The sequence below is a fragment of the Sulfitobacter sp. 1A15258 genome (genome assembly GCF_043557045.1).
Taxonomy (GTDB): Bacteria; Pseudomonadota; Alphaproteobacteria; order Rhodobacterales; family Rhodobacteraceae; genus Sulfitobacter; species Sulfitobacter faviae.
The window spans coordinates 1-25,531 of the sequence record NZ_JBIFFK010000007.1 but is presented as its reverse complement, the minus strand read 5'-3'; the positions used below and the strand labels follow the sequence as shown (position 1 = coordinate 25,531).

Here is a 25,531-nt window from a genome sequence, read left to right as displayed (position 1 = left end):
TGCCGCCGCCCGGTGATCTAACTTGCTTATCACCGGGCCGCGTGTGAAAATCCTCTGATACCAGTTCAGAGGACCGCATGGAAAAGCAACTCAGCGCAACGCTGCGCCAATATGAGGTCTTTGTCGCCATCGCCGAAACGCTGCATTTTGGCCAAGCGGCGGCCAATCTTGGCGTGGCGCAGCCCGCACTGACGCAACAGTTAAAACACCTTGAGACCGTTTTTGGCGGCGCGCTGCTGTTTGACCGCAATCGCCGCCGGGTGATGCTGACCGACTTCGGCAAGGCGCTGTTGCCCGAAGCCCGCGCGCTGTTGCAACAAGCGCAGCGGGTCGAGGCGGTGGCCGAGGCCGCTCGGATCGGCCAGCGCGGGCGGATTGAACTGGCCTATGTCGGCTCGGCCTCTTACGCGGGCATTCTGGGGCGGCTTTTGCGCGAGTTGCGCGCGGGCGCTGCGGATGTGGACCTGATCCTGCGCGAGTTGGACATGGACCTGCAAATCGCCGAGATCGTGGCGGGCAGGCTCGACGCGGGTTTTGTGCGCCTGCCGCTTTCCGGCGTGCCAGAGGATTTGGCCACCCGCGCGGTTCATACCGAGGATATCCTGCTGGCCGTGCCGCCCGATCACCGCCTTGCCGAGGTGCCTTCCGTTGCCATGGCGGCGCTGCGCGAGGAGAGTTTCATCTTCAGCCACCTTGGCCCCGACATGGGCTTTGCCGCCTGCGCCTATCAACTCTGCGCCGATGCCGGTTTCGCCCCCCGCGTGACCCATCGCGCGCCGCAGTTCACCGCCATCGTAAACTTCGTCTCGGCGGGTCTGGGGGTGGCTTTCGTCCCCGCCTCCGCCGCGCGGATGAAGGATGCGGGCGTGTCCTTCCTGCCGATCCGCGACGCCAAAGTGCAAAGCCGGATCGGGCTGGCCTATCTGCGCGATGCGCGCAATCCGGTCCTGCGCAGGTTGCTTGCGGCCCTAGAGCCCGAGGGCTGATTACCCGACCGCCGTGCCGCCACAGACAAAGACCGTCTGCCCGGTGATAAAGCCACTGCGCGGATCGGCAAAGAAGGACACCGCCTGCGCCACATCTTCAGGTGTTCCCATTCGGCCCATCGGCACCGCGTCGACGATGGCGCGGGTTTCCGGCGCGTCTTCCGGGTTGTTCTCCCAAAAGGCGGTGGTGGCGATGGGGCCGGGGGCGACGCAGTTCACGGTGATCCCGTCGCGCGCCAGTTCCAGCGCCCAAGTCCGCGCCATCGACTGGATCGCGCCCTTGCTTGCGGAATAGAGCGTGCGGTCGATCTTGCCCTTGGTCACGCGGCTGGTGTTCATCACGATCCGCCCAGCCCCCGCCGCGCGCATTCCCGGCACGACCAGTTTCGCCGCCAGAATGCTGGGGCGCAGGTTCAGATGCATGATGGGGTCGAAATCGTCGAGGTCGACGGTGTCGAAGGATGCGGGCTTCACGATACCGACGTTATTGACCAGACAGGTCACCGGCCCCTGCGCGAGGATGTGTCGGAGGGCAGCCGTGGTCGCCGCGATGTCCGTCAGATCCACCCGCTGCGCATCCGCCCGAAGCGCGGGGTCTTCGGGGGCTTCGATATCCAGCACGAAGACACGCCAGCCGTCCTCACGCAGCCTGCGCGCGATGCCGAGGCCGATGTTGCGCGCCCCGCCGGTGACGAGCGCATGGCGCGGAGAGGGGTCTTGGGTCACGGGGCGGCATCCTTTTTCCTATTTGCTGTTTACTTATCACTACGCTCTGGTGATAAGTAAACAACTGATATCCGGGAGGGGGATTACATGGCCAAAGGCATCATCATCGTGGGGGCGGGCACGATGGGCCAATCCATCGGCAGGCTCTTTGGCCAGCACGGCTGGACGGTCCAAGCGGTCGACCCGACCGAGGCCGCCCGTGAGGCATTTTTGGCCACGGTGCCGGGGTCGACCGCTTGCGCCGCGTTGGAGAAGGCAGGGCAGGCCGATCTCGCGCTGGAATGCGTACCGGAAGACCTCGCGCTGAAACGCCGCGTGCTCGCCGCTTTGGAAGGGGCCGTGCCGGAGGGTGCGCCGATCTTGTCCAACACCTCAGGCCTGAGGTTGGAAGCGATGACGGGGGAAATGGCCCGACCGGAACGCGCCTTGATCACGCATTTCTTCAACCCCGGCGATGTGATCCCCGCCGTCGAAGTCGTCGCAGCACAAGACGCGCCCGAAGGGCTTTGCGCCGAGGTCATGACCCTGCTGCGCGGGTTGGACCGGCGGCCCGTGCGGCTCGATCACGCGCCGCCCGGTTTCGTGGCCAATCGCATTCAGCATGCCATCATGCGCGAATGCCTGCATTTGGTGGACCAAGGGGTCGCCAGCCCGGCGGAGATCGACGAGATCGTGCAATGGTCCGTCGGCGTGCGCATGGCGCTTTCCGGCCCGTTCCGCCAGCGCGATCTGAACGGGCTGGGCACCCATCTGAGCATCGCCGAATACCTCTACCCAGACCTTTGCGACCGGCACGACCCTTCGTCCAGTCTCACCGCATTGGTCGAGCGGGGGCATCTTGGCAAGCGCAGCGGTAAGGGGTTCTACGACTGGCCCGAGGGGGAGAGCTCAGGCCCGACGGAGGGAGCCCTCCGCCGTGTCATCGCCCTTGCCCGCGACAGCGCCGATTGATTTTCCAGAAAGCCGAGGACACCCATGACCGATACTCCTGCCATCATCTGCGTGGCCATCACCGGATCGCTGCCGACCAAGGCCGACAACCCGGCGGTGCCGATCGACATTAGCGAACAGATCGAAAGCACCCATGCCGCGTTCGAGGCCGGGGCGACGATCTGCCATGCCCATGTGCGCACCGCCGATGGCACCCCCACGGCGGACCCCGACCGTTTTGCGCGGCTGCAAGAAGGGCTGCGGGAACATTGCCCCGGCATGATCGTGCAATTCTCAACCGGTGGGCGTTCGGGCGCGGGCAAGAACCGGGGCGGGATGCTGCCGCTGCGGCCCGATATGGCCTCGCTTTCGGTGGGGTCGAACAACTTTCCCAACCGCGTCTATGAGAACCCGCCCGAGCTTGTCGATTGGCTGGCGGAAGAGATGAGGACCTATAGCGTGCTGCCCGAGATCGAAGTCTTTGACCTCAGCCACATCCTACAGGCCAAGGCGATGGCGGAGGCGGGCAAGATCCCCGCCCGGCCCTATATCCAATTCGTCATGGGCGTGAAAAACGCCATGCCAGCGGATCGGGAGGTTTTTGATTTCTATATCAAAACCGTCAAACGGCTCTTCGGCGATATCCCGTGGTGCGCCGCCGGGATCGGGCGGCATCAGGCCGAGTTGAACGCATGGTGCGCCGCCGCGGGGGGCCATCTGCGGACGGGGCTGGAGGACAACATCCGGCTGGACAAACAGACCCTCGCCCCCTCCAATGCCGCCCTCGTGACCCGCGCGGCCGAGATCTGCGCAGAGGCCTGTCGCCCTGTCGCCACCGCGCAGCAGGCGCGTGAGATTCTGGGGCTGGCCTGAGGCCGCCCGGTCCACCGTGATAGATCAAGGAGATTGAGATGAAGAAACTGACATTCGCCCTCGCCACCTTTGCCGCACCGCTGGCGGCGCATGAGGGCGCGCATGTGCATCCCCATGGCAACGATCCATTCTGGGCGGTGGCGATGCTGTCGCTGGCGATCGTGATCCTTGCCGCGGCGGTGCTGCGCCGCAAGTAAGGCGTCAGCGCCGATCAGCCACCAAAGCCGCGCGATCCGCCAGCCCGGCCAAAGCCGCCGCGCGATGCCGCGGTGGCACGGGTCATCGGGGTTTTGCCGATGGTGGTGCTGGGGCGGGTAAATTGCGAGGTGCTGAGCTTGGCCGCGCCGCGATTTGTCGAATAGGTGCTGGAGCGCGCGGCATTGGTAAAGCGCCCATCGGAGGTTTTGTAAAGCGGCTGCGCCACCGCCATGCCGGCGCGGTTGCTCATCATATTGCCGATCAGATAGCCCGCTAGCAGGGGCATGAAGATGCCGCCCGATCCGCCTTGGGTCGCTGCCTCTTCCGAGCCGCAGGCGCCTTCGCCATGCTGCTCTTCGCAGACCTCAAGGCTATCGTAGCGCGGGGCGGATTCCACATGAAGGGTTTGCGCCGCGTCAAAGGCGGTTTCGCATTCCTGCTCGCTGTACATCCCGCCGCGCGCGGCGTCGGCAAGACAGCTTTGCAGGTCGGGGAAGGCGGCGGCGTCGACCTTTTCCTCCTCACAGCCGGCAAGGGTGAAGGCGGCGGCGCCGACGATGGCGATGGAAACCCGTTTCGAGCGTTTGGTCATGATGGTCGTCTTTCTGCCAAGGGGCGGCGGAGCGGTGGGCTATGCCAGAATGTAGTGCGGTTTGAAGCGTGACAAATCCTGCGTGATGCGCGATCGGTCTTCGCGGATGCCGATGCCCGCGCAGGTCTCGCCCACGATCCACGAGCCGATCACCGGGCGGAAGCCGTCGAAGGTGGGCAGCGGGGCATAGGCCTGCACGATGCGCGGATGTTCGGCGTAGTCGGCGTTTTGCGACTGTTCGATCACCTTGCCAGATTGGTGGATCGTGACCGACGCCCCCTCGCGCGAAAGGATCGGCTTGCGCACATGCGCCTCGGCCAGTTCCGCCGCGGCACGGTCAAAGGCGTCGGCGCAGGCGGGGGCGGCGGGGCCGCGTCCGGCGAGCGCATCGGCCACATCGGCCTCGAAAAACGCGGGCAGCAGATTGGGGTGGCCTTCGAACATCTGCCATAGCACGGGCAGAAGGCCCTTGTTGGACAAAAGCGCTTTCCACGCAGGCTCCAGAAACAGACAGCCCGAGCCTTGGATATGGGCGGCGTAGTCGTCGCGCAGCATGTCTTCCCAAGGGTAGAGTTTGAACAGAACGGCAATGCGGCGGTCTTGATCATCAAGGAAGTGGCCATCGTCGCTCAGCCCGATCTTGTCGAGATCGCAGAAATGCGCGCCCAGCCCAGCCTCGCGTGCGGCCCAGCCCATGGCTTCGACGGTGCCGTAGTCTTCGGGGTTGTCGGCCACGGCGGTGAAATGCAGATCGCTGTCCTGCTCGAAGACATCGCTAAAACGGGCGACCAGCGCCTCATGAATGCCGTTGAACTGATCCGTGCCCTCGAGCAACACGCCTGCTTTCAACTGGTCCTCAAGCCACTGCCACTGGAAGGCCGCGCTTTCGTAAAGCGAGGTCGGTGTATCTGCGTTATATTCCAACAGTTTGGCCGGGTTTGTGCCGTCATAGGCCAGATCGAAACGGCCATAGATCTCAGGATCGCCCCGGCGCCAGCTGTCGGCCACGAGGTCACGGTGGGCCTCTGGAATGGCGAGCCGGGACATCAACTCTTCGCTGGCGATGATCTTGGCCACGGCCTCGCGGCACATGGCGTGAAGCTCGGTCGAAGGGTCTTCGATGTCATTCTCGATCTGGGTGAGGGTGAATGCATAGCCCGAGGTTTCGTCCCAATAGGGTTCGCCATGCATATCGGCAAAGGTAAAGCCGGCCTCTTGCGCATGGGCGCGCCAATCGGGTCTTTCGGGCAATGTGATCTTTTGCAACGGTTCGCTCCCCCGGTTTCGACCTCGCTTCTAATCGGCTTTGCGCCAAGCGGCCAGAGGGAGGATGGTTGGACGCGCCGCTGCGCAGCCACAAGCCTCGTAATCATGATTATGTTATAGAATTGCACTGCCCGAACCCCACCAGCCACACCCGCTTGCCGCTCATCCACGCCGCCCTACGTCCCGAAGCAGCCGATAGCCGGAGGGGGCCGCTCCTCCGCCCCCATTTAGCCAAAGGAAATTGCCGTGGAAACGAATCTGACCATCAATGGCACGAAGCAGCGGCTGGATCTCGATCCCCGCACGACGCTGCTGGATGCGCTGCGCCACCATCTTGGACTGACCGGCAGCAAGAAGGGCTGCGATCACGGGCAATGCGGCGCTTGCACGGTCATGGTGAATGGCCGCCGGATCAACGCCTGCCTGACATTGGCCTGTATGCATGACGGCGATGAGGTGACCACCATCGAAGGCATCGGAGCGCCCGGGAACCTCAGCCCGCTGCAAGAAGCCTTTGTCAGCGAAGACGGGTTCCAATGCGGCTATTGCACGCCAGGGCAAATCTGCTCGGCCACCGCGATGCTGGAAGAGATCGCAGAGGGCTGGCCTAGCCATGTGACCGATGACCTGAGCGGCAAGCCTGCGCTGACGACGGAAGAGATCTCGGAACGGATGAGCGGCAACCTCTGCCGGTGTTCGGCCTATCCCAACATCGTCGAGGCGATCCGAAAAGCGGCGGGAGAAAACGCATGAGACCATTCGACTATACCCGCGCCGAAAATACCGAAGCCGCCGCGCGGCAAGCAGCCAGCGGTGGCACCTTCATCGCCGGGGGCACCAACCTTCTCGATCTGATGAAGCTGGAGGTCATGACCCCCGAGGCGCTGATCGACATCAACCGGCTCGACCTTGGCGAGATCGAAGAGACCGAAGATGGCGGGCTGCGCATCGGGGCCTTAGTGACCAACAGCGATCTGGCCAATGACGCCCGCCTGCGCAAGGGTTGGCCGGTGCTAAGCCGCGCGTTGCTGGCCGGGGCCAGCGGGCAGTTGCGCAACAAGGCGACGACTGGCGGCAATTTGCTGCAACGCACGCGCTGCCTGTATTTCTACGACCGCGCCATGCCCTGCAACAAACGCGAGCCGGGCACGGGCTGTTCGGCGAAGGAGGGGTTTAACCGCATCCTCGCCGTCTTGGGCACCTCGGAGCATTGCATCGCCACCCATCCCAGCGACATGGCCGTGGCCATGCGGGCGCTCGGGGCCGAGGTGGAGACGCTGAAAGAAGGCGGCGGCACGCGCCGGCTGACGCTTGATGAGCTTTACCTGCTGCCCGGAGAGCGGCCTGATCAAGAGACCGTTCTAGAGCCGGGCGAATTGATCACCGCCGTGGTGCTGCCTGCGCCGGTGACGGGAAAACAGACCTATCGCAAGGTGCGGGACCGGGCTTCTTATGCCTTTGCTCTCGTCTCGGTCGCCGGGATCGTCGAGATGGAAGACGGACGGATCACCCGCGCCGATCTGGCCTTTGGCGGGCTGGCGCCGAAACCGTGGCGCAATGCCGAGGTGGAGGATCTGCTGACGGGCGAAGCGCCGTCGGACGACCTGTTCAACAAAGCCGCCGATCTGCTGCTGGCCGAGGCCAAGGGCTATGGCGCGAATGATTTCAAAATCCCCCTCGCCCGCCGCACGCTGGTGTCGGTGCTGAACGAACTTACTGCGGAGGCCCAGCAATGACCGAGCAATTCAAGATGGACGCGCCCGCCACCGCCCGCAGGCTCGATGATATGGCACAGGGTCTTGTCGGTGCGCCGCTAGACCGCCCCGAGGGTCCGCTGAAAGTGACCGGCACGGCGACCTATGCCAACGAATGGCAGGTCGAAGGCATGGTGCATGGCGTCATGGTCCGCGCGCCGGGCAATAGTGGCCGCGTGGTCTTGGCCAACCGCGATGCCGTGGCGAATATGCCGGGCGTGCTGGCCGTGATCCAAGACGCGCGCCTGCTGCGCAACCCGGCCCAAGGCACTGCGAACCAAGCGCCGATTCAAGGGCCGGAACAGGCCGCCTACCTCGGTCAGTTGATCGCCGTGGTCGTCGCCGAGGAATTCGAACAGGCCCGACATGCGGCGCAATCGCTGAAGGTCGAGCTGGAGAACGGCGAGGTCATGCCGGTCGATCCCGCAACGGCGGCGGTTGAACCGCAAGAGGCGAAAACGCTGGATCAGGGCGATCTGGAGGGCGCGATGGCTCAGGCCGCTTTCTCGGTCGATGTGACCTACACCACCCCGTCGCATTCCAGCACCCCGATGGAGCCGCATGCCTCCATCGCCTCATGGGATGGGGAAGACCTGACCCTGCGCGGCAGCTATCAGATGCTGAAATACAACCGCAATGAACTGTCCGATGCCTTGGGCATCCACCCCGACCGGCTGCGCATCCTGTCGCCCTATGTCGGCGGCGGCTTCGGGTCGAAACTCGGCATCGCGCCCGAGGCCGTCGCGGCGGCGATTGCCGCGAAAGAGGTGGGCCGCCCGGTCTCTGTCGCGCTGCATCGCCAGCAGGTCTATGAGGCGACGATGCGCCGGTCCGAGACCACGCAGCGGGTGCGCCTTGCCGCTGATGCCGAAGGTCGGCTGACCGGTCTGGGCCATGACGCGCGGGTGTCCAACCTGCCCGGAGAGAGCTTTGCCGAGCCGGTCTTGCAGGCGTCGCATTTCCTCTATGCCGGGGCGAACCGCAAGATGTCGATGGATTTGGCGCGGGTGCACCGGCTTTGCGCAGGCTCCGTCCGCGCGCCGGGCGAGGCGGTGGGCGTCACCGTTTTCGAGGGCGCGATGGATGAGCTGGCCGATAAGATCGGCATGGACCCTGTCGAGCTTCGCCGCCGCAACATCCCCGAGAAGGACCCCGAAAGCGGCAAGGAATTCTCCTCTCGCCGTTTCCGAGAGGCCCTCGACAGCGGGGCCGAGACATTCGGCTGGGCCGACCGCCCCGGCGTCAAGGAGCGGCGCGAGGGGGAATGGCTGATCGGCTATGGCATGGCCTCCGCCGCGCGGGTGAACGTGTTGATGGAGAGCCAAGCCCGCGTGACGCTGATGCCCGATGGCCGCCTGCGGGTCGAAACGGATATGACCGATATCGGCACCGGCACCTATGCGATCTTGGGCCAAATCGCAGGCGATATGATGGGTCTGCCGCGCGATGCGGTCGACGTGGTCTTGGGCGATACCACCCTGCCCCCGGCCTCAGGCTCGGGCGGGTCGTGGGGCGCGTCGTCGAGCGGCACCTCGGTCTATCTGGCCTGCGAGGCGATACGCAAACAACTTGCCGCAAGGCTGGAGGTGGAGGAAGGCGACCTCACGCTAAAAGACGGCATGGCGACGTTTGATAACCAGACCCGCAGCCTGAGCGATATCCTGAACGGGGATGAGATTGCCAAAGTGGGTCACGTCCAGCCCGGCGATACTTCTGAGGCAGTGCGGCAGGCCACCTTCGGGGCCTATTTCGCCGAGGTCGCGGTGCATGCCGCGTCGGGCGAGACGCGGGTGCGGCGGATGCATGGCACCTTTGCTGCCGGGCGGATCCTGAACGCCAAGACGGCACGGTCACAATGTCTGGGGGGCATGACCTTTGGCATCGGCATCGCACTGACCGAGGAGCTGGCCTTTGACCCGCGCGACGGCCATGTGGCCAACCACAACCTTGCGGAATACCACATCCCGGTGAACGCGGATGTGCCGCAGCTGACCGTCGATCTGCTGGAAGAGCGGGACGATTGGGCCAACCCGCTACAGGCCAAAGGGATCGGCGAATTGGGCATCTGTGGCGCGGCGGCAGCGATCACCAATGCAATCTACAACGCCACCGGCGTGCGGGTGCGCGACTATCCCGCCACTTTGGACAAGGTGATTGCCGGGATGTGATGAGAGGGGGCGGCCTGATGGCCGCCCCTTTTCTTGCCGGTCTTGCGCTTGATGCCTACTGCGCCAGCCGCTGTTCCCAAGCCGCACGGAAGTCGGCATAGCGCTCCGCATAGGCCGAGGTGAGCGCGGGGTTGGGCGCGATGCTTTTGCGTATCTTCGGGGGGCGGATCACCTTGGCCTCCGCCGCCCCGCCACCGCCCAGCATCGCCAGCCGCGCCGCACCGAGCGCCGCGCCCTGCGCACCGCTTTCGGGCACATCAAGGGTCAGGCCGGTGATGTCGGCAATCATCTGCAACCATATCTCCGACTGGCTGCCGCCGCCCGCCACGCAGACCCGTTCGGGCAGGGAACCACAGTGATCGAGGGCGCGACAGCAGTCGGCAAAGGCGAAGCCTACCCCCTCCATCACCGCCTGCACCATATCCGGCAACCCATGCGCGCGGCGCAGCCCGTGAAAGGCCCCGGCGGCATCGGGGGCGTTATGCGGCGTCCGCTCGCCCGAGAGGTATGGCAGGAAGGTGATCGCGGAGGGCTGTTGCAGGTCCTGAACCATGCCCGCCAGCGCCGCCGGGCTTTGCCCCGTGATCTGGCCCAGCCATGCCAAGGCGTCGGTTGCCGATAGGATCACCCCCATCTGGTGCCAGGTCTTCGGCACCGCGTGGCAAAAACTATGCACCGCGCTTGCGGTGTTGCTGGCGAAACGGTCGGTCACGGTGAAAAGCACGCCAGAGGTGCCGAGCGACAGAAACCCCTGCCCCGGCTGCACCAGCCCCAGCCCCACGGCGGTAGCGGCATTGTCCCCCGCGCCGCCCGCGACGGTGACGTTGCCGACACCCCACTGAGCGGCAAGCCCGGCCCGAAGCCCGCCCGCCCGCGTGCTGCCTTCGACCAATCGCGGCATGTGATCGCGGCTAAGCTCCGTGGCGGCGAGCAGTTCATCCGACCAATCGCGTTTTTCCACATCGAGCCAGAGCGTCCCCGCCGCGTCTGACATTTCCGAGACATGCTCTCCCGTCAGCCATAGGCCGACATAGTCCTTGGGCAGCAGGACCTTGCGGACCTGCGCGAAAATCTCCGGCTCATGTTTTTGCACCCATCGCAGCTTGGGCGCGGTGAAGCCTGCCATGACGATATTGCCACCCAGCCCGCGAAAATCGGCGCGCTCTTCCAGTTCCGCGCATTCGGCATGGGCGCGGCCATCGTTCCACAGGATCGCCGGGCGCAGGGGCTGGTCATTGGCATCCAGCAGCGTGGCGCCATGCATCTGGCCCGAGACGGCAATGCCGCGCAGCGCCGCGAATGCCTCCGGGGCCGCGGCGCGGACCTCGGCGATGGCGCTCTCGCAGGCGGTGATCCATGAATGGGGGTCTTGCTCGCTCCACATCGGGTGCGGGCGCTGAACCTCCAATGGGGCATGACCCTCGGCCAAGGGCCGTTGGCCTTCGTCAATCAAAAGCGCTTTGACGCCCGAGGTGCCAAGGTCCAAGCCGAGATAGGTCATGCGGTACTCGTTACTTCACAAATGAGAGGGAGCCACCGGCAGGCTGCCGGTGGCCTTGGCCATTAGAACGGGCTGTCGGGATAGTAGAAATCCATCGCGTTCTCTTGCGTCACCAGCACCGAGCCGATCACGAAAGTGCCCGAGACCGGCGCGTTGGAGGTGAGGCCCACGGCGGTCAGCTCAATCGCGGTGGCGATCATCGACGGCGGGTAGGTCACATTTGCCGGGATCATTTCATCGCCATCGGCAGTACGCTTGATCATCTCTTTCATGCCGGCCCCGCCGAGCACGAATTTCACATCGTCACGCCCTGCCGCTTCGATCGCCGCCAGCACGCCAATCGCCATATCGTCGTCCGAGGCCCAAACCGCGTCGATATTGGGGTATTTCGACAGGAAATCCTGCATCACGGTAAAGCTGTCGTCGCGGTTCCAGTTGCCATGCTCCATGTCGAGCACATTGATGCCGGAGCCTTCGATCGCCGCGTTGAAACCCTCGACACGCTCGTTGTCGATGGTGGTGGGGATGCCGCGCAGCACGACGATGTCGCCGCCATAGGGCATTTGCTGGGCCATGAACTCACCCGACACCTTGCCAAAGCCGCTGTTGTCGCCCGCAACGTAAAGGTCTTGGATGCCCTCAACGGAAAGGCCACGGTCCACCACGGTGACCCATGCACCGCTGTCGGCCACGGCTTGCACCGGCGGGGTCAGCGGGTCGGATTCAAAGGGCAGTACCACCAGCGCGTCGATGTTGCGCGTGGCGACCATGTCTTCGATGTCGTTCACCTGTTTGCCGGGGTCCGACGCGGTGGCGAGAACGAAGTCGAGATCGGAATAGACCTCTTCCAGACGTTCGACGGTTTCCTTGGCGTGGAAGTTCATGCCCCCCGCCCAGCCGTGGGTCGCCGCCGGGATCGACACGCCGATGACTTTGGTGTCTTGGGCAAAGGCGGCGGTGCCAACAGCCGTGGCCAGCGCGGTGGCAATAAATGTTTTGGTAAATGTCATATTTGCTCCTCCCATGAAGCGTTCAACTACGGCTTAAAGCGCCGTCTTCCTTTCGCGCTGTAGGATTACAGCGAGAATGATGATAATCCCTTGGATCGCGCCGTTGAGATAGGGCGATACGAAATCGGTCAGGTTCAGGATATTGCCGATCAGGCTGAGGATCAGCACGCCGATGACGGTGCCCCAGACCCGGCCAAAGCCGCCCTTGAGCACGGTGCCACCGATGATCACGGCGGCAATCGCCTCCAGCTCCCACAGCACCCCGGTCGACGCCGAAGCCGAGCCAAGGCGCGGCACATACATGATCGTGGCAATGCCCACCAAGATGCCCAAGGCGGCGTAGGAGATCAGCCGCGTGCGATTGACGTTCACGTTGGAATAATGCGCCACATGTTCGTTCGACCCGGTGGCGGCGCAGTGGCGGCCATAGACGCTGCGCGACATGATGATCTCACCAATAATGACCACCAGTGCGAAGACGATGATCGGCCAGCTGATCCCTAGGATGCCGTCGAAATAGACGGGCCGGTAAAAGCTGCGCAGACCAAAATCCAGCGACAGGGTGCCGCCATCCGCCAGCCAAGTCACCAGCGAGCGGTAAATGCCCATGGAGCCGAGCGTGACGATGAAGGCTTCGATGCCGAGGGCGGTGATCAAAAAGCCGTTCAACAGCCCCGCCAGCAGCCCCGCGACGATGGCCGTGAACATGCCCAAGAGGATGATCGGCACGCCGACACCGAGGCTCGGTAAAGCGGCGTTCATCACCAAGATCATCAACCCCGCGATAAAGGCCGCCATCGACCCCACTGACAGGTCAAGCCCGCCCGCGGTGATGACAAAGGTCATGCCCACCGCGATGATCCCGATAAAGGCCGAGCGGGCGAGGACATTGGTGATATTCGCCGCACTCAGGAAGTTGGAGTTCAGCGCCGTGCCGATCAGCAGCAGAACGATCAGCGCGATGATCGGCCCGAGGACAGACATCGACGGCATCCGGAAGCTTTTGGTTTGAGGTGTGGTTACATCTGTCATCTTCGGTTTCCTTAGGCCGTCATCGGCATTTGTTCGGCGCTCAGCCCCATGGAGAGGCGGACAATCGCGTCTTCCGTGATCTCGCCCGCGTTCAGCGTGCCACTAACCTCGCCCAAACGCATGACCATCACGCGGTCGGCAAGGCCGATGAGTTCGGGCATCTCGGAGGTGATCACGATAATGGCGTGGCCCTGATCGGCCAATTTGCGCAGGAAGGCATAGATTTGCTGCTTGGTGCCGATGTCGATGCCGCGGGTGGGTTCATCGACGATCAGGATGCGCGGCTCGGAGAGCATGATCTTGGCCAGCAGCAGTTTCTGCTGGTTGCCGCCCGACATATTGCCGACGCGCACATCACGGCTGCCCGCGCGAATGTCGAATTCGCCAATGGCCTCGGTCAGGGCGGTTTCCTCTGCGTTGCGGTCGATCAGGAAGCCGCCGAATTTATGCAGGTTTTGCAGGGTCAGGTTCTCACGCATGCCGCGTTCCAGCAGCAGACCGCGCAGCTTGCGGTCTTCGGTCAGATAGCACAGCCCGGCCTGTTGCGCGTCGCTTGGCCGCTTGAACTGTACCGGCTCCCCAAAAAGGGTGACACGTTCGGCACTTGCCGGGCGCAGCGCGGCCAGGCCCTCCATCACCTCGGTCCGGCCAGAGCCGATCAGCCCGCCCAGCCCGAGGATCTCCCCCTGTCGCAGCGAGAAGGACACATTGCTGGCAAAGCCCGGCACGCTGAGGTTTTCGACCGAGAGCACCTCTGGCGCGTCCTCCTCCACACCGGGTTTGGCGGGGTAGAGGTCAGAGACATCGCGGCCCACCATGGCGGTGGCCATTTCGTCTTCGGTGATCTCAGAGGTCGGGCTGGATTGCACCACCGCGCCATCGCGCATGATGGTGACATGGTCCGAGATCTCGGCCACTTCGTCCAGCTTATGCGAGGTGAACAAGACCGCCGTCCCCGCTGCGCGCAGGGCCGCGACCTGTTTGAACAGCACATCGGTCTCGCGTTTGGTCAACACCGCCGTCGGCTCATCCATGATCAACACCCGCGCATCGCGCGACAGGGCCTTGGCGATCTCGACCATCTGTTTGTCGGAATTCGACAGGCGCGAGACCAGCGCATCCGGAGAGACGTTGCAGGCCACCCGATCAAGATAGTCCCGCGTGCGCCGCCGCATCTCGGCCTTGTCGAGCAGCGGCCCGCGTTTCAACTCGCGGCCCAGAAAGATGTTCTGCTCAACGGTGAGCTGTTCGGCCAAGTTGAACTCTTGGTGGATCATCACGATCCCGGCCATCTCGCCCTCGTGCAGACTGTCGAAACGGATCGCCGCACCGTCAAGTTCGACAGCACCTTTCGAGGGCAGTTGATAGCCCGCCATGATCTTCATCGTCGTCGATTTGCCCGCCCCGTTCTCACCGATCAGCGCATGAACGGTCCCCGGCTCTAGCGCGAGGGTCACGCCGTGCAGCACTTCGATCGAGCCGAAGCTCTTGCTCACGTCGCGCAGGGCAAGAACGGGGGTGGCACTCATAGCTTGGTCCACGCCGCATCATTGGCCGAGGAAGTGACACAAGCATTGATGAAACGCATCCCCGCCATGCCCGCCGTGATGTCCGGCAGCACGCCCATGGCGCTTTCGCGGCTCGCCCCACCCTGCACCGCGCGGATCGCATCGGCGGCCTCGTTATAGATCGTGGCGAACCCTTCGAGATAACCTTCGGGGTGGCCGCCGGGAATGCGGCTTACCGATTGCGACGCCTCAGACGCCCCTGCCCCGTTGCGGGTGATCAGGCGCTTCGGCTCTCCCAAGGGCGTGAACCACAGGTAATTGGGATCCTCTTGCGACCATTCCAAACCGCCCTTGTCGCCATAGATACGCAGCTTCAGCGCGTTCTCATTGCCCGGGGCAACTTGGCTTGACCACAGCATGCCGCGCGCCCCACCGGCGAAACGCAGCATCATATGGGCGTTGTCATCCAGCTTGCGCCCCGCGCCCCAGCTTTGCAGGTCGGCGGCAAGGCTTTCGACCTCCAGACCGCTGACAAAACAGGCGAGGTTATGGGCATGGGTGCCGATGTCGCCCACCGAGCCGCCCGCGCCCGAGCGTGCGGGATCGGTGCGCCATTCGGCCTGTTTGACGCCTTCGTTCTCCATCGGAGCGGTCAGCCAGTCCTGCGGGTATTCCGCCTGAACGATCCGGATCTCGCCCAGATCACCCGCCGCCACCATGGCCCGCGCTTGGCGGATCATCGGATAGCCGGTGTAATTATGGGTGAGGATGAAAAGCGGCTCGGCCTCCGCGACGCTGGCCGCCAACGCCTCCGCATCCTCCAGCGTAGAGGTCAGGGGCTTGTCGCAGATCACATGGATGCCCTTGGCCAAGAAGGCCTTTGCGGCAGCGGCATGAACGTGGTTGGGCGTGACGATTGAGACCGCCTCAATCCCGTCCTCGCGGGCGGCTTCGGCCTCGGCCATCTCCTCGAAACTGCCGTAGGAGCGCGGGATGCCCAAGGCCTCCGCACTGGCGGCGGATTTCTCGGGGGTCGAAGACAGCGCGCCTGCCATCAAATCAAACCGGTCGTCGATGCGCGAGGCGATGCGGTGGACCCCGCCGATAAAGGCGTCATTGCCGCCGCCCACCATGCCAAGTCGAATACGTGCCATCAGTCGATCCCCAGCATCTTGCGGTTTGCCGCCTCATCGGTGCCGCCATCGGCGAAATCGTCAAAGGCTTTGTCGGTCACGCGAATGATGTGATCGGAGACGAACTGCGCCCCTTCGCGCGCGCCGTCTTCGGGGTGCTTGAGGCAACATTCCCATTCCACCACGGCCCAACCATCGAAATCATTCGCCGCCATTTTGGAAAAGACAGCGCCGAAATCAACCTGCCCGTCACCCAACGACCGGAACCGCCCGGCGCGGTCCGTCCAGCTTTGATAGCCCGAATAGACCCCCTGACGCCCGGTCGGATTGAACTCGGCATCCTTGACGTGGAACATCTTGATCCGGTCTTTGTAGATGTCGATGTTATCAATGTAATCAAGACATTGCAGGACGTAGTGGCTAGGGTCATAGAGCATGTTGGCCCGCGCGTGATTGCCCGTGCGCTCCAGAAACATCTCATAGGTGATGCCGTCATGCAGGTCTTCGCCGGGGTGGATCTCATAGCAGACATCGACACCGCAATCCTCGGCATGGTTCAAGATCGGCAGCCAACGCGCGGCGAGTTCGTCAAAGGCCGTCTCAATCAGCCCCGCCGGGCGCTGCGGCCAAGGGTAGACATAGGGCCAAGCCAAAGCGCCCGAGAAGGTCGCATGCGCCCCGATCCCCATGTTCTTGGACGCCGAAAGCGCCAGTTTCACCTGCTCGACCGCCCATTCCTGCCGCGCCCTGGGATTGCCACGCACTTCTTCGACGGCGAAGCCGTCAAAGGCGGTGTCATAGGCCGGATGCACGGCGACCAACTGGCCCTGAAGGTGGGTCGAAAGCTCGGTCACCTCCACGCCGTTTTCGACCGCCTTGCCCTTGAACTCATCGCAGTAATCCTTGCTCGACGCGGCCTTGGCCAAGTCGATCAGCCGCGCGTCCCAACTGGGCACCTGCACGCCTTTGTAGCCACAATCGGCGGCCCATTTGGTGATGCTGTCCCAAGAGTTGAAGGGCGCGTCATCGCCCGCGAATTGCGCCAGAAACAGCGCCGGTCCCTTGATCGTCTTCATAATGTTCCTCCCTTTCCCCGGCTCAAACGAACCGGTTCACGATGTTCTCCAGAATTTCCTGCCGGCCCGAGCGGGGCTGCGGGTTGATGCCGTCTTGGACGACCTGCGCAGCGATTGAGGCCAGATCCCCCTCCAGCATCGCCTTGGCCTTGGGCGTCTCCCACCCCGCGTAGCGCTCGGCGCGCATGGCCTCAATCGTGCCATCCTCCAGCATGGCTGCGGCGGCTTTGAAGCCCCGCGCGCAGACATCCATCGCGCCCGCATGGGCCGCGACCAGATCGACCGGATCGAGCGATTGCCGACGCAGCTTGGCGTCGAAATTGGTGCCGCCGGTGGTGAAACCACCCGCCTTCAGCACCTCGTAATAGGCCAGCGCCACTTCGGGCACGTTGTTGGGGAATTGATCCGTGTCCCAGCCCGATTGATAGTCGTTTCGGTTCATGTCGATCGAGCCGAAAATCCCCAAGGACGCGGCGAGCGCCAGTTCATGCTCGAACGAATGGCCTGCAAGGATCGCATGGCCCTGTTCGATGTTCATCTGAACTTCGTTCTCCAGCCCGAACTCCTTGAGGAAACCATAGACCGTGGCCACATCGAAATCATACTGATGTTTGGTCGGCTCCTGCGGCTTGGGCTCCACCAGAATGGCGCCTTTGAAGCCGATCTTGTGTTTGTATTCCACCGCCATCTGCAAAAAGCGCCCGGCCTGCTGGCGTTCGCGTTTCAGGTCGGTGTTGAGCAGCGTCTCATAGCCCTCGCGCCCGCCCCAGAGGACGTAGTTCTGACCGCCCAACTTATGGGTCGCATCCATGCAGGCTTTGACCGTGGCGGCGGACCAAGCGAAAATCTCAGGGTCGGGATTGGTGGCCGCGCCCGACATGAAACGCCGGTGACCAAAGAGGTTCGCCGTGCCCCAAAGCAGCTTGGTTTTGGAGCCTTCCATCTTGGTGCCGAGATAATCAATGATCTCTTCGAAATTGCGCAGGCTTTCGGCGAATGTATCACCCTCGGGGCGGATGTCGGCATCGTGCCAGCAGAAGAAAGGCGCGTTCAGCAGGTCGAACATCTCAAAGGCCACATCGGCCTTGAGCTTTGCCAGATCCATCGTGTCACCGAACCACGGGCGATCAAACGTCTGCCCGCCAAAGGGATCGCCGCCCGGCCATGCGAAGGAATGCCAATAGGCCACGGCGAAACGCAGGTGATCTTCCATGCGTTTGCCCATGACGATCTCGTCAGGGTTGTAGTGGCGAAAGGCCAGATCGGCCCCCTCGGGATCATAGGTGAGGGGCTTTATATCTTTAAAGAAATCAGTCATCTATCTTGGCCTTCATCTTATCGGTCAATGTGTCGGCGGGCAGATTGTCCCGCACGTAAATCGTCGGCACGAGGTCCGGCATCGGCGGCAATTCCTTTTGGTCGATCAGCGCGCGCAAGACGGTGAAGGCGCGGTTGATCTCGACATCCGGGCGCTGGTCGATCACCAGATCAATGTGCCGATCAAGCAGCGCCTGACGTGAATGGGCCACCAGTTCATGCACCACGCAGAAGGGCCGCTCTCCCTTCCCCTCTTTCAGGGCGGCGATCAACCCGCTGTTGCCCGCGCCCACGTTGTAAAGTGCTGTCAGCTCCGTCTGGCCGAGCGCCTGACGCGTCTGCGCGTTCAGCACCTGCGCGTCGTCCTTCGTCATGATCGGATCCAGCAATTCAACCTGTGGGAAATCGGCCTGCAACACTTCGCGAAAGCCGGTCAGACGCTCCGCGTGGTCGCGCGCGTCAAGCGAGCCTGCAAAGGTCTGCACCCGCCCCCCCTGCCCGCCATGGGCAAGCCCCACCATGCGGCCCGCCGTGCGCCCGGCGGCGATGTTGTCGATCCCGATATAGGCGGCGCGGGCGGCCTGCGGCAGGTCGGAGACGAGGCCCACCACGGCCACCCCCTTATCCCGCAGGGCGGCCAAAGGTGCCTCAAGCGCCGCGCTTTGCAAGCCGACGATGGCGACACCGTCGAAATCCCGTTCCAGCAGGTCCGAGATGCTGTCTTGCAGCCCTTCGACGGCAAAGGCCGCGACCTCGATCACCTCGGCGGAGACGCGTTCGGTGGCCTGATGGGCGGCAGTATGGTCGATGTGTTGACGGATGCGGTTGAAAAAGGCGTTGGAGCCGCGGGGGATCAGGAAAGCGAGCCGGTAGACCCGCCCGCGTGACAGGTTCGCCGCCGCGACATTGCGCACATAGCCAAGTGCTGCGACCGCTTCGCGCACCTTGGCGATGGACTTTTCCGCCACGTTGCCGCGGTTGTTGATCACCCGGTCCGCGGTGGCATAGCTCACCCCAGCAGCGCGTGCGACATCGCTTAACGTCGGACTTGTCATGGCCCCTCCCCCGCGCGCTGGCCCTCCCAGCCTGCGCATCTCGGGGCTTATCTAGAGGGATATTTTGATATACGTCAATCATTTTTGATAGACGTATATCATTTTTCGGGAATTGGGCGGGGTAGCGGCGAACGCACGCCGCCCCTAAGAGGCTGATTATCTGGGGATTTTACGCAAAAACCGACTGAAGTTTCACTCCGCGGTCTCGCTGGCTTGCAGCGGGCCGGGGTGAATGCACGCGACCTGATGCAGCGACTCGCCCGGTTGCGGCACCACCTGCGCGCAATCGGCCTGCGCCCGCGGGCAGCGGCCACGGAAGACACAGCCCGAGGGCGGGTTCATCGGCGAGGGCATGTCGCCGCTCATCGGCACGATCTGCTTGGCGCGTTCGGCAATCGGATCGGGGATCGGCACAGCGGAAAGCAGAGCTTGCGTGTAGGGATGCTGCGGGTCGTCGTAGAGCTGCGCCTTCGGCGCCTTCTCCATCACGCGGCCCAAATAGAGCACCATGACCTCGTCCGAGATGTTCTTCACCACGCTGAGGTCATGGGCGATGAAGATCATCGCCAACCCCAGATCGCGCTGAAGCTCTTTCAGAAGTTCGATCACCTGCGCTTGGATTGAGACATCGAGCGCCGAAACCGGCTCGTCGCAGATCAGCAACTTCGGCTCCACGATCAGCGCCCGCGCGATGCCGATGCGCTGGCACTGGCCGCCGGAGAACTCATGTGGGTAGCGGTTGATCATCTGCGGCAGCAGACCGACGCGCTCCATCATCTGGGCCACCCGGGCGCGGCGCTCGCGGGCGGGCACGTCGGGGCGGTGGGTCTTGAGCGGCTCGGCGATGATCTGGCCCAGCGTCATGCGCGGGTTGAGCGAGGCGAGCGGGTCCTGAAACACCATCTGGATTTCGGAACGGTAAGGCTTCATCCGGCGCGGGGAGAGCGACAACAGATCGGTCTCGCCCTGCCACATGACCTGCCCCTCGGACGGGACCATTTGGATCAGCCCGCGCGCGAGGGTGGATTTGCCGCAGCCGGATTCGCCCACAACGCCGAGGGTCTTGCCGGACTCCAGATCGAAGCTGACGCCGTTCACCGCATGCAGCAGGCGCGGCTTCGTCCAAGGCATGTCGCCCGCGCGGGTGATCGGGAATTGGACGTGCAGGTCGCGGACCGAAAGAAGCGGGCTCATGCGGTGACCTCCGCGATGGGACGGTGGCAGGCGCGGGCGCGGCCCGCGTCGAAGGGTGCGAGCGGCGGCATCACGCGGCAATCCTCTCCGGCGTAATTGCAGCGCGGGCGGAAGGGGCAGCCCTCGGGCGGGGCGGCCATATTGGGCGGGTTGCCGGGGATCGCCTTCATGGTGGCGTCCTCGTCATCGACGCGCGGCACGGCGGCCAAAAGGCCGCGGGTGTAGGGATGCGTGGGCTCGGCAAAGAGCGGCTCGGTCGGCCCCTGCTCCATCACCCGGCCACCATACATCACCAGCACCCGCTCGCAGAAGCCCGCCACGACGCCGAGGTCATGGGTGATGAGGATCGTGGCCATGCCGAAATCCTTTTGCAGATCGCCCAGAAGCTCCATGATCTGCGCTTGTACGGTAACGTCGAGCGCGGTGGTCGGCTCGTCCGCGATCAACAGGTCCGGCTTGCACAGCAGCGACATGGCGATCATCACCCGCTGGCGCATGCCGCCTGAGAACTCATGCGGGAAGAGGCGAATGCGCTCCTTGGCCGCCGGGATTTTCACCGCGTCCAGCATCCGCACCGATTCCGCGAGCGCATCGCGTTTGGACAGGCCTTGGTGCAGGGTCAGCACCTCGGTCATCTGGTCGCTGATCCGCATGTAGGGGTTGAGCGAGGTCATCGGGTCCTGAAAGATCATCGCGATGCGCTCGGCCCGGATCTTGTTCAGCACCTTGGGCTTGGCGCCGAGGATCTCCTGCCCGTCGAAGCGGATAGATCCGCCGGTGCGCCCGTTCGGCGCCAGAAGGCCCATTATCGAGAAGGCGGTCTGGCTTTTGCCCGAGCCGCTTTCGCCGACAATGCCGAGGGTCTCGCCCCGGTTGATCGAGAGCGACAGGTCGTTGACCGCATGCACGGGGCCGTCTTCGCCGTCGAAGGTGACGGAGAGCTTGCGGATTTCCAACAGAGACATCAGCGATCCTTGGGGTCGAGGGCGTCACGCAGTCCGTCGCCGATAAAGAACAGGCCAAACAGCGTGAGACAGAAGAACAGCAGCGGGAAGCCCAACTGCCAGGTGGTGCCATAGGCGATGGTGCCCGCCCCTTCGGAGATCAGCGCTCCGAGGGAGGTGAGCGGCTCTTGCACGCCGAGGCCGAGGAAGGAAATGAAGCTTTCGGTCAGGATCATCAGCGGGACCAGCAGCGTGGCATAGACGGCGATCACGCCCAGCAGGTTCGGCACGATATGGCGGAGGATAATGACCGGAGCCGAGACGCCAGTGGCGCGGGCGGCCTCGACGAATTCGCGGCCCTTGATGGTCAGGGTCTGGCCGCGCACGATGCGGGCCATCTCCATCCACGAAATCAGGCCGACACCGGCGAAAAGGATGGTGATCGAGCGGCCATACATGACCAAAAGCAGGATCAGGACGAACATGTAAGGCACGGCCATGAAGATATCGACGAGCCGCATCATGATGCTGTCGGTGCGTCCGCCGAAATAGCCTGCAACCGCACCGTAGAGCGTGCCGACCACGCAGGCGATCAGCGCGCCGACGAGGCCGACGGCGAGGCTGATCTGCGTGCCCTGCACGGTACGGGCATAGAGGTCGCGGCCCAGATCATCGGTGCCGAAGTAATGGCCGCTCTCGATCGACGGGCCGCCGAGTTCCACGATCTGGCCCATGACGTTGTAGTCGAGTTCCTCGTTCGACCACTGCGCAAGGCTGTTGCCAAACAGCGCGAAGGCCACGACGAAGCCGAGGATCACGAGCCCCATCAGCGCCGCCTTGTTGCGAAAGAACCGCCGCCGCGCGTCGGCCCAAGGGGAGCGCCCTTTGGCCGCGATCTCGGTGGCCCCGACCCGTTGTTCGGATGTCATCACCATGTCAGTACCGGATCTTGGGGTCGATCCAGCCGTAGAGGATATCGACCACGAGGTTGAAGAAGATGGTCAGCGCGCCCACGAGGATCGTTACCCCCATCATCACCGCGTAATCGCGGTTGAGCGCGCTGTCGACGAAGGCCTTCCCGATGCCGCCGGTGGAGAAATAAATGTCGACCACCACGGAGCCGGTGATCATCGCCACGAAGGCCGGCCCGAGGTAGGAGATCACGGGCAACATCGCGGGCTTCAGCGCGTGACGGAGGATGACACGGCGCTCGGGCAGCCCCTTGGCGCGGGCGGTGCGAATATGGTTGGAGGTCAGCACTTCCAGCATCGAAGAGCGGGTAATCCGCGCAATCGAGGCCATGAAGGACGTGGACAGGGCGATCACCGGCATGATCCAATATTCCGGCCCCTGCCAGCCGCCACCGGGCAGCCAACCGAGCCAAAGCGTGAAGACCAGCACCAGAATCGGCGCCATGACGAAGTTCGGCAGCACCTGCGCCCCGATGGAGACGCCCACGGCGGCATAGTCCAATGCCGAGTTGTGCCGCACGGCGGCAGCGACACCAAGGCTCACGCCTACGATGACCGCCACGGCGAAGGACAAAAGGCCGTAGGTCAGCGTGATCGGGAAACCTTGGGCGATGATCTCGTTCACCGAACGGTCCTTGTAGACAAAGCTCGGGCCGAAATCGAACTCGGTGACGATGCCCCAGACATAGGTCGTGATCTGCTTCCACAGCGGATCGTCCAGCCCATATTTCGCGTTGAGATTCGCCAGCACCTGAGGCGGCAATTCACGCTCGGAGGTGAAAGGCCCGCCCGGGGCGGAATGCATCAGCAGGAAGGAAATCACGATCAAGAGCAGAAGCGTCGGAATCGCGATGGCAAGGCGCTTTAGAATGTAGCTGAGCAAGGCGCGGGTGCTCCGGTTACGGGTTAAGGGGGTACAAAGAATCGGGCAGCCCCGCATAAACGCAGGGCTGCCCGGATGTCGAGAGGTTACTCAGCGACGCGATAGAGGTCTTTGCCGTACCACGTGTTGTTCACGTTGTTCTCGGGCAGGCCCTCGATATCCGCGGCGATCATGTCGACGTTGGCATAGTGGTAAATCGGGATGATCGGCATTTCCTCGGCGAGGATCTTCTCGGCCTCTTGATAAAGGGGCTGCGGATCCTCGGCGGTTTTGCTGTCCTTCATGAGCTTGTCATAGGCGTCGTTGTAGAACTCGCCGTTGTTGTGCCCCGAATAGGAGGTCAGCAGGTCGAGGTAGGTCGAGGCCTCGTTGTAGTCGCCGCACCAGGCATAGCGCGCCATGTCGTATTCCTGGTTCTGCATCCGGTCGGTGTGGACCTTCCACTCATAGTTGTCGAGCGTGAGGTTCACGCCGATCTGCTTGAGCATCTGCGAGGCTGCGATGGCGATCTTCTTGTGATCTTCCGAGGTGTTGTACTGCAGCGTCAGATCCAGCGGGTTGTCGGGCCCGTAGCCTGCCTCGGTCAGCAGTTCCTTGGCCTTCTCCACGCGCTGCGCCTGATCCATGTTGTCGGCCCAGTCGAGCTCGGGACGCTCGAAATCGGCGATCGCCCAGTGGGTCCAGTTGTACGAAGGTTTCTGGCCGCCTTGCAGGATGCGGTCGACGATGATGTCGCGGTCGATGGCATAGGCCAGCGCCTTGCGCACATTGACGTTTTTCAGCGCCTCCGGCCCCTTGTCGCCCACGTTCAGCATGTAGATGTAGGAGCAGTTATAGGGGGTCGAGACCGCCTGTTCGGGGTACTCTTTCTTCAGGCGCGGATACTGCCCGGCGGGGATGTCCACGCGGTCCAGCTCACCGGCCAGATAGCGGGTCAGGGCTTGGTTCACGTCGTTGATCGTCAGCGCGATGATCTCTTCCATCACCACGTTCTCGGCGTCCCAATAGGTGTCGTTCTTCTCCATCACGACGCGCTCGCCCAGCTGATGCTCGACCAGCGTATAGGCGCCGTTGCCGACAAGCGTGCCTGCATCGGTCCAGTCGTCGCCATGTTCCTCAACCACGCTTTGCAGCACGGGGAAGGTCGAGCCGTGCACCAGCATCTGCGGGAAATAGGGCAGCGGCGTGGTGATCTTGACCTCAAGCGTGTGGTCGTCGATGGCGCGGATGCCCAGCTCCTCGGGGGACTTGTCCCCGGCGATGATCTCGGGCGCGTTCTCGACCTGCATCAACTCCATGTACCAGGCGTATTCCGAGGCGGTCGCCGGGTCGGCCAGACGGCGCCATGAATAGACGAAGTCATTCGCGGTGACCGGCTCGCCGTTGGACCACTTGGCGTCGTCGCGCAGGTTGAAGGTGTAGGTCTTGCCGTCTTCCGAAACTTCGTGGTCGAGCGCCACACCGGGGACCAGCTCACCGTTGCCATCTTCGTTGTAGAGCCCTTCGAAGAGGTTGCGCAGCACGTCAGAGCCTTCGACGTCGGTATTGATCTGCGGGTCCATCGACTTGATCGCGTCGAGCAGCCAGAAAGTATAGGTCTGGTCTTCGGCAAGGTTCACGCCCTCGGGCACATCGGCGGCATGGGCTTGAAATGCAAGGCTCAGCGCCAATGCGGAGGATGCGAGTGTGGTGCGTAGCTTCATGGTGACTCTCCGTTGTTTGAAAGTTCGTGTTCTGATTGAAAAGCAATCAATCGAAAACGAAGAGCACATGCAAGATGTTGCCTCGCGTCAGCCAATGACGGCGGCTTCGCGCCGAGGCGGCGCGAGGTTGTGAAGATTGGCCCCCGCCCCCGGTCTGCCCCGGGCGGCGGGGTTCAACGTGGCAAAGGGCGTCTAGCCGCGCGCGCCCCATGTGTCGGACAGGCGGTAGCCGCCCGGCCAAGGGTCATCGGGGTCGAGCATATGTTGATGGATGCCCGTGACCCAGCCCCGGCCCGACAGTTCTGGCTGGATGGCCGTATGTTCGCCCACCCGCGTCTCGCCCAAGATGCGCCCCGTGAAGGTCGACCCGATCAGCGACACGGTGGTCAGACTGTCCTCCAGTCCCATTTCCCCCCGCGCGTGCAGCAGGGCCATTCGCGCGCAAAGGGCGGTGCCAGTGGGCGAACGGTCCACCTTGCCCGGCTGGATCGCCACCGCCGCCCCGGCGCGCAGGCCTGCCTCATCGCGGGTCACCGGACCGGCGAACAGGCAGAAAGAGAAATGCTGCCAATCAGGGTTCTCAGGGTGGTCGAACCGCATCGCCGCATTGGCCGCATCGGTGATCCGCACGCCAAGCCGCGCGATGTCATGGGCCTCATGCGCCTCTAGCGAAAACCCCATGGCGGCGGCATCGACGACCACAAAACTGTC

General features: G+C 63.5%; 24 protein-coding genes. 7 read left to right on the top strand and 17 right to left on the bottom strand.

From position 1 onward, the window contains the following. Positions 1-77 precede the first annotated feature (77 nt). Positions 78-986, top strand: a complete 909-nt coding sequence (locus tag ACGYK9_RS14455; protein WP_394411463.1) for a LysR family transcriptional regulator — start codon at positions 78-80, stop codon at positions 984-986. Here ACGYK9_RS14455 and ACGYK9_RS14450 read toward each other — a convergent pair whose 3' ends face one another. Further along, positions 987-1,712, bottom strand: a complete 726-nt coding sequence (locus tag ACGYK9_RS14450) for an SDR family NAD(P)-dependent oxidoreductase (RefSeq protein WP_394411466.1) — start codon at positions 1,710-1,712, stop codon at positions 987-989. A gap of 87 nt (positions 1,713-1,799) precedes the next feature. On the opposite strand from ACGYK9_RS14450, the gene ACGYK9_RS14445 reads away from it, so the two are divergent. Genes ACGYK9_RS14445 through ACGYK9_RS14435 form a run of 3 tightly spaced genes read left to right on the top strand, consistent with a single transcriptional unit; the run spans position 1,800 to position 3,712 of the window. After that, on the top strand, positions 1,800-2,663 hold the full coding sequence (locus tag ACGYK9_RS14445; RefSeq protein ID WP_394411469.1) for a 3-hydroxyacyl-CoA dehydrogenase NAD-binding domain-containing protein: 864 nt from the start codon (positions 1,800-1,802) through the stop codon (positions 2,661-2,663). A 24-nt stretch (positions 2,664-2,687) separates the two neighbouring features. Further along, the gene (locus ACGYK9_RS14440) at positions 2,688-3,515 is read left to right on the top strand and encodes a 3-keto-5-aminohexanoate cleavage protein (protein ID WP_394411471.1); all 828 of its coding nucleotides are present in this window, start codon (positions 2,688-2,690) and stop codon (positions 3,513-3,515) included. Positions 3,516-3,553: 38 nt separating this feature from the next. After that, positions 3,554-3,712 carry a peptidase M23 gene (locus tag ACGYK9_RS14435; protein ID WP_073037890.1) on the top strand — a complete coding sequence of 53 codons (159 nt, stop codon included), beginning with the start codon at positions 3,554-3,556 and terminating at the stop codon, positions 3,710-3,712. A gap of 14 nt (positions 3,713-3,726) precedes the next feature. Here the strand turns inward: ACGYK9_RS14435 and ACGYK9_RS14430 are convergent, their stop codons facing one another. Beyond that, positions 3,727-4,305 carry a DUF1190 domain-containing protein gene (locus ACGYK9_RS14430; protein ID WP_394411474.1) on the bottom strand — a complete coding sequence of 193 codons (579 nt, stop codon included), beginning with the start codon at positions 4,303-4,305 and terminating at the stop codon, positions 3,727-3,729. 39 nt (positions 4,306-4,344) lie between these two features. After that, positions 4,345-5,571 carry a glutathionylspermidine synthase family protein gene (locus ACGYK9_RS14425; RefSeq protein ID WP_394411477.1) on the bottom strand — a complete coding sequence of 409 codons (1,227 nt, stop codon included), beginning with the start codon at positions 5,569-5,571 and terminating at the stop codon, positions 4,345-4,347. 246 nt (positions 5,572-5,817) lie between these two features. Between ACGYK9_RS14425 and ACGYK9_RS14420 the strand changes: the two genes are divergently transcribed. The 3 genes from ACGYK9_RS14420 to ACGYK9_RS14410 are packed head-to-tail and all read left to right on the top strand — an operon-like array spanning position 5,818 to position 9,493. Then, positions 5,818-6,324: a 2Fe-2S iron-sulfur cluster-binding protein gene (locus ACGYK9_RS14420; protein WP_394411480.1), complete on the top strand. Its 507-nt coding sequence runs from the start codon at positions 5,818-5,820 to the stop codon at positions 6,322-6,324. After that, positions 6,321-7,307, top strand: coding sequence for an FAD binding domain-containing protein (locus tag ACGYK9_RS14415; protein ID WP_394411483.1), 987 nt, complete (start codon positions 6,321-6,323; stop codon positions 7,305-7,307). Before ACGYK9_RS14420 ends, ACGYK9_RS14415 begins: the two co-directional genes overlap by 4 nt. Continuing rightward, positions 7,304-9,493: a molybdopterin cofactor-binding domain-containing protein gene (locus tag ACGYK9_RS14410; protein WP_394411486.1), complete on the top strand. Its 2,190-nt coding sequence runs from the start codon at positions 7,304-7,306 to the stop codon at positions 9,491-9,493. Before ACGYK9_RS14415 ends, ACGYK9_RS14410 begins: the two co-directional genes overlap by 4 nt. Positions 9,494-9,548: 55 nt before the next feature. On the opposite strand, the gene xylB is transcribed toward ACGYK9_RS14410, so the two are convergent. The 14 genes from xylB to ACGYK9_RS14340 form a co-directional block, all read right to left on the bottom strand. After that, the gene (gene xylB / locus ACGYK9_RS14405; protein ID WP_394411489.1) at positions 9,549-10,994 is read right to left on the bottom strand and encodes a xylulokinase; all 1,446 of its coding nucleotides are present in this window, start codon (positions 10,992-10,994) and stop codon (positions 9,549-9,551) included. Positions 10,995-11,056: 62 nt separating this feature from the next. Beyond that, positions 11,057-12,004 carry an ABC transporter substrate-binding protein gene (locus tag ACGYK9_RS14400; protein ID WP_394411492.1) on the bottom strand — a complete coding sequence of 316 codons (948 nt, stop codon included), beginning with the start codon at positions 12,002-12,004 and terminating at the stop codon, positions 11,057-11,059. Positions 12,005-12,037: 33 nt separating this feature from the next. Beyond that, positions 12,038-13,036, bottom strand: a complete 999-nt coding sequence (locus tag ACGYK9_RS14395) for an ABC transporter permease (protein WP_067263827.1) — start codon at positions 13,034-13,036, stop codon at positions 12,038-12,040. Positions 13,037-13,047: 11 nt separating this feature from the next. Beyond that, positions 13,048-14,565, bottom strand: a complete 1,518-nt coding sequence (locus ACGYK9_RS14390) for a sugar ABC transporter ATP-binding protein (RefSeq protein WP_394411495.1) — start codon at positions 14,563-14,565, stop codon at positions 13,048-13,050. Continuing rightward, the gene (locus ACGYK9_RS14385; protein WP_394411498.1) at positions 14,562-15,698 is read right to left on the bottom strand and encodes a Gfo/Idh/MocA family protein; all 1,137 of its coding nucleotides are present in this window, start codon (positions 15,696-15,698) and stop codon (positions 14,562-14,564) included. Before ACGYK9_RS14385 ends, ACGYK9_RS14390 begins: the two co-directional genes overlap by 4 nt. Then, positions 15,698-16,753, bottom strand: a complete 1,056-nt coding sequence (locus ACGYK9_RS14380) for a sugar phosphate isomerase/epimerase family protein (protein WP_394411501.1) — start codon at positions 16,751-16,753, stop codon at positions 15,698-15,700. The genes ACGYK9_RS14385 and ACGYK9_RS14380 overlap by 1 nt, the downstream gene beginning before the upstream one ends. 22 nt (positions 16,754-16,775) lie before the next feature. Next, complete coding sequence (gene xylA / locus ACGYK9_RS14375; RefSeq protein WP_271694012.1) at positions 16,776-18,071, bottom strand: xylose isomerase; 1,296 nt, start codon at positions 18,069-18,071, stop codon at positions 16,776-16,778. Further along, a complete protein-coding gene (locus ACGYK9_RS14370) occupies positions 18,064-19,125 on the bottom strand; it encodes a LacI family DNA-binding transcriptional regulator (RefSeq protein ID WP_394411505.1) in 1,062 nt (353 codons plus the stop codon). Before ACGYK9_RS14370 ends, xylA begins: the two co-directional genes overlap by 8 nt. Before the next feature lie 192 nt (positions 19,126-19,317). Beyond that, on the bottom strand, positions 19,318-20,319 hold the full coding sequence (locus ACGYK9_RS14365) for an ABC transporter ATP-binding protein (RefSeq protein ID WP_394411508.1): 1,002 nt from the start codon (positions 20,317-20,319) through the stop codon (positions 19,318-19,320). After that, on the bottom strand, positions 20,316-21,284 hold the full coding sequence (locus ACGYK9_RS14360; RefSeq protein ID WP_394411511.1) for an oligopeptide/dipeptide ABC transporter ATP-binding protein: 969 nt from the start codon (positions 21,282-21,284) through the stop codon (positions 20,316-20,318). Before ACGYK9_RS14360 ends, ACGYK9_RS14365 begins: the two co-directional genes overlap by 4 nt. After that, the gene (locus ACGYK9_RS14355; protein WP_394411514.1) at positions 21,284-22,198 is read right to left on the bottom strand and encodes an ABC transporter permease subunit; all 915 of its coding nucleotides are present in this window, start codon (positions 22,196-22,198) and stop codon (positions 21,284-21,286) included. Before ACGYK9_RS14355 ends, ACGYK9_RS14360 begins: the two co-directional genes overlap by 1 nt. A gap of 1 nt (position 22,199) precedes the next feature. Beyond that, entirely contained in the window at positions 22,200-23,117 is a 918-nt protein-coding gene (gene oppB / locus ACGYK9_RS14350; protein WP_394411517.1) for an oligopeptide ABC transporter permease OppB, read from the bottom strand. An 86-nt stretch (positions 23,118-23,203) separates the two neighbouring features. Further along, positions 23,204-24,820, bottom strand: a complete 1,617-nt coding sequence (locus tag ACGYK9_RS14345) for a peptide ABC transporter substrate-binding protein (RefSeq protein WP_394411520.1) — start codon at positions 24,818-24,820, stop codon at positions 23,204-23,206. 192 nt (positions 24,821-25,012) lie between these two features. Further along, a partial coding sequence (locus ACGYK9_RS14340; RefSeq protein WP_394422572.1) for a proline racemase family protein occupies positions 25,013-25,531 on the bottom strand: 519 nt, incomplete at its 5' end.

Bases quoted from the DNA above. Each gene is read 5' to 3' on its own strand.
- ACGYK9_RS14455 (WP_394411463.1), top strand. From the start codon at position 78: ATGGAAAAGCAACTCAGCGCAACGCTGCGCCAATATGAGGTCTTTGTC.
- ACGYK9_RS14445 (WP_394411469.1), top strand. From the start codon at position 1,800: ATGGCCAAAGGCATCATCATCGTGGGGGCGGGCACGATGGGCCAATCC.
- ACGYK9_RS14440 (WP_394411471.1), top strand. From the start codon at position 2,688: ATGACCGATACTCCTGCCATCATCTGCGTGGCCATCACCGGATCGCTG.
- ACGYK9_RS14435 (WP_073037890.1), top strand. From the start codon at position 3,554: ATGAAGAAACTGACATTCGCCCTCGCCACCTTTGCCGCACCGCTGGCG.
- ACGYK9_RS14430 (WP_394411474.1), bottom strand. From the start codon at position 4,305: ATGACCAAACGCTCGAAACGGGTTTCCATCGCCATCGTCGGCGCCGCC.
- ACGYK9_RS14415 (WP_394411483.1), top strand. From the start codon at position 6,321: ATGAGACCATTCGACTATACCCGCGCCGAAAATACCGAAGCCGCCGCG.
- ACGYK9_RS14410 (WP_394411486.1), top strand. From the start codon at position 7,304: ATGACCGAGCAATTCAAGATGGACGCGCCCGCCACCGCCCGCAGGCTC.
- xylB (WP_394411489.1), bottom strand. From the start codon at position 10,994: ATGACCTATCTCGGCTTGGACCTTGGCACCTCGGGCGTCAAAGCGCTT.
- ACGYK9_RS14400 (WP_394411492.1), bottom strand. From the start codon at position 12,004: ATGACATTTACCAAAACATTTATTGCCACCGCGCTGGCCACGGCTGTT.
- ACGYK9_RS14395 (WP_067263827.1), bottom strand. From the start codon at position 13,036: ATGACAGATGTAACCACACCTCAAACCAAAAGCTTCCGGATGCCGTCG.
- ACGYK9_RS14390 (WP_394411495.1), bottom strand. From the start codon at position 14,565: ATGAGTGCCACCCCCGTTCTTGCCCTGCGCGACGTGAGCAAGAGCTTC.
- ACGYK9_RS14385 (WP_394411498.1), bottom strand. From the start codon at position 15,698: ATGGCACGTATTCGACTTGGCATGGTGGGCGGCGGCAATGACGCCTTT.
- ACGYK9_RS14380 (WP_394411501.1), bottom strand. From the start codon at position 16,753: ATGAAGACGATCAAGGGACCGGCGCTGTTTCTGGCGCAATTCGCGGGC.
- xylA (WP_271694012.1), bottom strand. From the start codon at position 18,071: ATGACTGATTTCTTTAAAGATATAAAGCCCCTCACCTATGATCCCGAG.
- ACGYK9_RS14370 (WP_394411505.1), bottom strand. From the start codon at position 19,125: ATGACAAGTCCGACGTTAAGCGATGTCGCACGCGCTGCTGGGGTGAGC.
- ACGYK9_RS14365 (WP_394411508.1), bottom strand. From the start codon at position 20,319: ATGAGCCCGCTTCTTTCGGTCCGCGACCTGCACGTCCAATTCCCGATC.
- ACGYK9_RS14360 (WP_394411511.1), bottom strand. From the start codon at position 21,284: ATGTCTCTGTTGGAAATCCGCAAGCTCTCCGTCACCTTCGACGGCGAA.
- ACGYK9_RS14355 (WP_394411514.1), bottom strand. From the start codon at position 22,198: ATGGTGATGACATCCGAACAACGGGTCGGGGCCACCGAGATCGCGGCC.
- ACGYK9_RS14345 (WP_394411520.1), bottom strand. From the start codon at position 24,820: ATGAAGCTACGCACCACACTCGCATCCTCCGCATTGGCGCTGAGCCTT.